We start from the raw sequence: 6754 nt of genomic DNA on the forward strand, positions 1-6754 counted from the left end.
ATAAACGTTAATCGGTTCAATGACTTCAGCGATTACGCTGAAAAACCACCTCAATCAAAACTGTACTGATCGTATAAGGTGATGTTTGAAAGCTTCCAGCATGCCATCCGGACGCAAGTGATGCACATCAATATGCCATTTTTGATTGGAGCGGGCGTTTCCACCATCAGTCATGGAAAACACATCCAGGAAATCCATACCCAGCTGCAATGCCTGTTCCTGCAAAGACTGATTAAACAAAGACAATAAATTACCAAATTGTGCCAGCTCTTCTGCACTCCCAACTCCTTCGCCCAAATTAGCGGCGGGAACGCCGCTAACAATGATTTTTTGCTGCCGCGCCTGAGCCAGTGCGGCCAGTTGTTTCAGGTAGGGCGCTATCGTGTCATGGGTGAATTGCTGCAAGCTGATGCCGGGTGATTTTTTCCATGCTTTTAAAATACCACTATCAATCCGGCAATCAATTTCACCAACGGTAATCAGGACAGTCGCACCGATGGGGAAAGAATGCAGAAATGCGGCCAGGCGCTGCTTATAATGATTATTTGCATGATTACCGATGCGCCATTGCGTACAGCCTTCTATCCAGTGTCCTTTGCACTGCCAACTCTTCCCCGCATAGTCAACAATAAGCTGATGAGTGGACAACATATGACTTTCGCCAATGACATACAAAATGTCTGTAGGTGGCCTGAGATCCAGTTGTGGCTGTAATTTGATCTGCTGCCACCAAGCCAGTATTCTCAACATGTAGACACAATAAATCAACGACCCCTGGTCTTTCATGCCGGTATTCTCCAGCATGCCATTGGCGACATTCAACAGGGGTTCTACATTCGCCTGATTGCCATACAGGTAGTGCAGTATGGCCAATTGCAAAGCAGCATTGTGTCTGGTGAAGCCTTCTGCATTCAGTTCCAGTGATTTTGCATAATGCTGACTGGCCGCTTGCAGGTTACCCAATTTTGCGCAGGCGTTGGCCAGGGAAGAATGCAATTCTGCATTTTCGGGTGCCACACTTAAACCAAGCTGATAACTTTGTGCTGCCTCGGTCAGACGGTCCAGCTTTTGCAGGGCATTTCCTTGGTTATTCAAGGCCTGAAAATGCTGTGGATTAAGGCGCAATACTTGTTGATAGTCAGTCAATGCTTCGGCGTAACGTCTCATATCAAGGTAAAGATTTCCGCGATTAAAATAAACGTCCAGATAATCAGGCTGCAGCTGTAAGGCACGCTCATAACAGGGCAATGCTTCGGCATGCCGTCCAAGCGCACTCAAGGCAGCCCCTTTATTGTTGATCACTTCAGGAAAGTCTGGCATGAATGACAGAAAGCGCTCATAGCTGGAAATGGCAGCTTCATGGCGTCCCAAATCCTGCATCAGATTGCCGTGTGTAGCGTGCACTGGCAGGTTCGCCGGATTAATTTTGACAGCGCGCTCAACCAGGTTTAAAGCTTCAGCCAATTGGCGCTGACTCCGCCTTATCATGCCAAGAAAGTGCAGGGCGTCAAAATTGGTAGCATCAATGGATAAGACTTGCTGATAACGTTCAGCCGCCTCGACAAGCTGGCCATTTTTATGCAGAGCCAGTGCTTCCTGAATCAGCCTGGTTGTTTTCACCACATCTTTATTGTCTGGTTTTGGCTTGCTGCCACGAGCCTGAACTGAATTTTTCCTCATCACTGTCTATGTAGAACTGGCTATTTCAATTGGGCACGCAAGAGGTTTTCCACTTCCGGGATGGGCCTGGCATTTTTGCTGCCAACAGCCCACAAATCAAACGCCGATGGACGTGACGCTGCAACTACCGTTTTAAAACCGGCACCAGCCAGAACATTCATCAATACTTTTTGGGTAAATCCGCAGCGATGTGCCATGTACAGATTTCCTTTTTCCATGGCAGCTCTGTGACCATACAAAATGTCCAGCGGCGAAATGGGGCCGGCCGGAGAAATATAGGCTGGCTCCAGCAATTTATCTTCGGCAACAAGCTTACAGACCGACAATAGGTCCGGACAAGTGACCACGAAAATGCCGTCGTCGCTCAAGACACGCAATATTTCGTTCAGTGCCACAGGCACTTCATGTGGATACAGATGTTCTATATTGTGGGATGAATACACGGCATCAATAGAGCCTGTTTCTACTGCGCTCATGTCTGTCAGCGTTCCCTGAATATCCGGCTTCACGCTCGCGTCAATATCAAACCGGACTTCCTGCCAATCATCGGACTGAAAATACGGTGTGGTTCCTGCCTTGTTTTGTGGCCCGCAGCCGACATGGAGTAATTTCAAGGTATCCACCTGAGAGAGTTAAGCCAAAGAAAATGGGGCAAACTTTGCCCCATTCTGATGTCATTCATGAAGACATGTGATGTCTGTGAATTATTGTACCTGTTCTGGACGAGAAGAAGCCAGTGCCACTTTCGACAGATGGCGGAAAGAAGCCCAGTGCAGTTCCAGCAAGGCCATCAAACCATTGCGTACCCAGCGTGCCAGGGTAGCATCGTCAAGGGCCATGACTTTTTCACGTTCAACCACACGGAAACCACCGATCAGATGTACCTCGTGACCTTCACGGAAGCTCAAATCTTTAGCGACCAGAACACCTGTCGTCTCCAGTTCATTCATAACCGCACGGCCTTCGCGCAGGTTTTTTTCATAGGTGTTGAGCAACTCAATCACTTTATCGAAATACGGATTCAATGCAGATTTATCTGTGAATACCTGTTCACCTTCAGTTGCATTGAATTGTGGAGCATCCATATCCGCTGCCAGCAAATACTCGTCAGTATCGCCAACACGACCCAGAATGAATGGATAACGACGTACATGCACTGGCACATAGGTATTCAGCCATTGATTTTTTTCATTCAGAAACACGTTGCGTTCTCTTAAGCCCAAAACTGCAACGGCGTTCAACAAGCCATTAGGCGTGAACAGGACCGGGTAAAATTCTGCCGCTTCTGCGATTTCTATTGGTGCCAGAGGCGCTGTGGTCAAGCTACGTGCAAACGCAAAGTCAGATGCTGGCTGAAAACGCAAAGCACCATGCTTGTTCTTATCCAAGGATTGAGCATTTTGAAACATAATAAAACTCCGATAACTAGAAAAAGCCCATTCCCAATTGTTAGGCATGGGTGCTGCGCCATGGTAAGCGGCAGGCAATTGTTTTTTATTACAACACGATTGTCAGGACAAAAGTGAGGCTATTGAAGAAAAAATCAAGTCCCGTATTGTATCAGCACACAACATGGATGCCAGTTTTTTCAAAGATTGCGATAACCAGGCTCATATAGATTTGCGCCAGATAAACAAGTAACCAGGTATGGCCTGGTGGTTTTCCATCCGGATAGTTTGTGGTAATTTTTCCATCATTTCAAATCCGTGCTGATTAGCAAGTTTCTGTAAATACATTGATTTATGGGCATATCTGCCACTGGCACGCAAGCAATATTCATTGTCATCAACACCTTGCCCTTCGTCAGCAGACTCTACAGAAAATGCAAACAAGCCCCCTACGGGCAACAAACGCGCAATATCCGCAACGATGTCGTCGAGCCGACCTATATACACAAATACATCCGCCGCAGTCACAACGTCATAGCTGTTATTGGCTTCCTGACGTGTCATCGTCAATAAGTCTGACTGTATGAGTCGATGATAGAGCTGCCTGGCCTGGGCCTTGAGCAACATTTTTTCTGACAAATCCACGCCAACCATACTTATTGCCATCGTTGCCAGCTCTTTTGCAACCAACCCGGTGCCACAGCCCAAGTCCAGCAAACGCCATGTCGCCTGCGAGCCAACACGGTATTTCGCCAATTCCTCCGCGATAACTGAAGGAATATGGTATTCAAGGACCTGCTGCAAATGCTGATCAAAGCGGTCAGCATAGTCATCAAACACTTTGCTGACATATGAAACCGGCGCCTGAGAACTGTGCTCGCCAGCCAGGACATTAATAAAGTGTAAGGCGTTGCCTTGCTGGGGATTCAGTTCTACTGCTCGCCGGTAACTGTTGACAGCCTTCTCTGGCTGCCCCGCGTCCTTATAGATATTACCCAGGGCATTGTGTATTTCCGCGTTAGCGGGCTGTAATAGTGCGGCCTGTTCGGCGCATTCCATGGCGACAGGAATATCCTTTTGCTTTTGGTAAATCAGGGCAAGATTATTCCATGGCTCAGCCAGAGTTCGATTCAGCGCCAGTGCCCGGCGGTACGATTGAATGGCTTCATCGGTCTGCTCCAGATCCTTATAGAGGTTACCGATATTGTTGTGCGCTTCAGCATAGTCTGGCTTGAGTGTACTGGCGCGCTTAAAGCATTGCAAAGCCTGGTTGTGCTGCCCAGTTTCTTTGAATGCCACCCCCAGGTTATTGTGGGCATACGCGTTAGCGGGATTAGCATGCAGGGACAGACTGATCAAGCTGATGGCAAGTGCATAATTTGCCCGCTGATGCGCAATGAGGCCGGACAAATGCAGGGCATCAGCATTGCCTGGAGACAATTGCAGCACCTGTTGATAAGCCTGTTCCGCCTGTGGCAATTGCCCTTCCCTGTGCAATGCCATACCTTGGGCCAGATACTGGCTGATCAAAGTTTGTTCCCTGATTTTTTGTGATGCAGCTTCTGCGAGTTCAGCCTCGTCTTTTGCCATACAACATTGCTTGTATTTTTTTCCACTGCCACACGGACAAAGGTCGTTACGACTAGGTTTTTTCATAGGGGCGCTTGCTCACGTGGAAGCAACAGGAAACACGGAAGGCATCATGATACCTATTTTTTTATCCAATAAAAAACCCACCGCTTTGCAGAGGTGGGTTTTTTGTTTTGCACAACAGGGAGGATGTTCTCTCCCTGTTGCATGGGTACCGGAGTACCCATTTTTGCATTGCTTGCTTCTGAATTAAGCGATGAAGTCGCCGGCAACGATAGAACCTGCGCCAACCAATTTAACGATAAAGTCAGTTGCATCAACTGTACCAACAGTGCCACCGATGTTTTGGAAGGCGTATGTACCAGCTGCTGTACCTGCGGCTACAGTGATGATGTAAGCCTGGGTGTTAGCTGCCAGAGTCGCGCCAGCTGCTGTTGCTGCTGTAGCGATGGCGGCTGCCAGAGTGGAAACGTCTGCTGTAGCGATGTTCAGTGCGTTCAATGTTGTTGCTGCAGTGCCTGTTTTGAACACGTCAGCGCCAGCAACTTTGAAGTTTGCCACTGTATCGATTGCAGAGATCACAGAACCAGAAGTCACTGTTTCAACACCAGTTGCAGTGGTGGACAGGTTGATAGTATCAACGCCTGTGCCGCCTGTTACTGTCACTGCTGTACCAGCTGTACCCAACAGATTGACTGTTTGGCCGCCTGTACCCAGAACAACTACGTCACCGAATGCGCCTTTAGCGTAGTTCAATGTTACACCAGCACCGTTTTCGTTAGTGAAGGTGTAGCCAGTTGCAGCAGAACCAGTCACGTTCACAGTTTCAACGCCAGTTACCAGAGCACTGATATTCAAGTTAGCACCGATAGCACCGATGTTCAGTGTATCTGCACCCAAGCCGCCGTCCAGCGTTGTTGCACCGGCGATTTGAGTTGCTGTGTAGTTGAATGTATCAGCACCTGTGCCACCAACAACGCTCACTGTGTTAGTACCAGCAGTGAATGTGTTAGTACCGTTAGCCAGTGTGAAGCGTTCGATCGCTGCGTTAGCAACGATAGTGCCGGCTGTAGTCAGAGCGATGGTTTCTGTGTTACCTGCAGTTACAGTACCTGTGAAGGAATTGTATTCTGCTGCAGTCATGGTGTACACGCCTGTTGCTGCCAATGTCAGGTTTTCGAAGCCTGTGATGTTAGCACCAGCGATGTTAGCACCAGCAGCCAATGCCAGAGTATCTGTTACACCTGCACCTGCACTGAAAGTACCAGTGTAAGTGAATGCACCCAGTGTCAATGTCTGACCAGCACCAGCACCCAGATTCACGTTACCAGCCAGGAAAGAAGTACCAGCACCTGTCAAGTCAACGTTATCAACACCTGTACCACCAGTTACTGTAGTGATACCTGTAGTGGCAGCACCGAAAGTGATAGAACCGCCAGTGTTATCAGTCACCAAAGATTTGATGTTGGTAATAATACCGCCAGTTGTACCGTTACCGATAGCAACAGTAGAAGAACCTGTCAGAGTGATCGTGTCGGAATCACCAGCGTTACCACTGATGGTTGTACCGTTCAGGTTAGCAACTGTACCTGTGAAGTTGTCGTTCACATTGACCAGGCTAGTGAATGTACCGCCAGCAGTGAATGCTGTTGCAGTCAGGGCTGTACCGCCACCGTTGACTGGGGATGTACCAACAACACCAGTTGTTACCACAGCACCACCAGACAATGTCACTGCATTGCTTGTAGTTGTGTTGTTCACGCCACCACCAGTTGCATTGGAAGAAGACGTTGTGTCAATCACCAAAGTACCGCTAGTCACAGAGATCAGGGACAGATCGATGTTGTTTACACCGGCGATGTCATCAACGATAGTCAGTTGATGTGGAACATTGCCTGTGAAAGTGATCACTGGTGTGCTCAGGGACAGAGCAGCACGAGCAGCTACCAGAGCAGCGTACTGAGAAGCAGTAATCACTACAGCAGAGTTCGCTGTGATGTTTTCAATACCAGACAATGTTGCACCAGCCAGGTTGATCGCACCGTAAGTCACCAGTGTATCGTTACCTGCACCCAGGTTGATGGTGTCTGTCACGA

Annotated in this window: 5 protein-coding genes; all 5 read right to left on the minus strand. The window is 48.4% G+C overall.

The window, feature by feature from the left end:
• Positions 1 to 54 precede the first annotated feature (54 nt).
• Positions 55 to 1680, minus strand: coding sequence for a tetratricopeptide repeat protein (locus AC1RVX_RS15710; RefSeq protein ID WP_493217528.1), 1626 nt, complete (start codon positions 1678 to 1680; stop codon positions 55 to 57).
• Positions 1681 to 1700: 20 nt separating this feature from the next.
• Entirely contained in the window at positions 1701 to 2303 is a 603-nt protein-coding gene (locus AC1RVX_RS15715) for a class I SAM-dependent methyltransferase (protein WP_493217529.1), read from the minus strand.
• A gap of 81 nt (positions 2304 to 2384) precedes the next feature.
• Entirely contained in the window at positions 2385 to 3089 is a 705-nt protein-coding gene (locus tag AC1RVX_RS15720; RefSeq protein WP_493217530.1) for a SapC family protein, read from the minus strand.
• 201 nt (positions 3090 to 3290) lie between these two features.
• A complete protein-coding gene (locus tag AC1RVX_RS15725; RefSeq protein ID WP_493217531.1) occupies positions 3291 to 4724 on the minus strand; it encodes a tetratricopeptide repeat protein in 1434 nt (477 codons plus the stop codon).
• A gap of 183 nt (positions 4725 to 4907) precedes the next feature.
• Positions 4908 to 6754, minus strand: a 1847-nt coding sequence (locus tag AC1RVX_RS15730; protein ID WP_493217532.1) for a beta strand repeat-containing protein, incomplete at its 5' end; no start/stop codon positions are given.

Source organism: Undibacterium sp. GW821-FHT11B02, assembly GCF_058808955.1.

What these genes read in the sequence shown, in the direction of transcription:
- AC1RVX_RS15710 (WP_493217528.1), bottom strand. Translation starts at nt 1,680, where the DNA reads ATGAGGAAAAATTCAGTTCAGGCTCGTGGCAGCAAGCCAAAACCAGAC.
- AC1RVX_RS15720 (WP_493217530.1), bottom strand. Translation starts at nt 3,089, where the DNA reads ATGTTTCAAAATGCTCAATCCTTGGATAAGAACAAGCATGGTGCTTTG.
- AC1RVX_RS15725 (WP_493217531.1), bottom strand. Translation starts at nt 4,724, where the DNA reads ATGAAAAAACCTAGTCGTAACGACCTTTGTCCGTGTGGCAGTGGAAAA.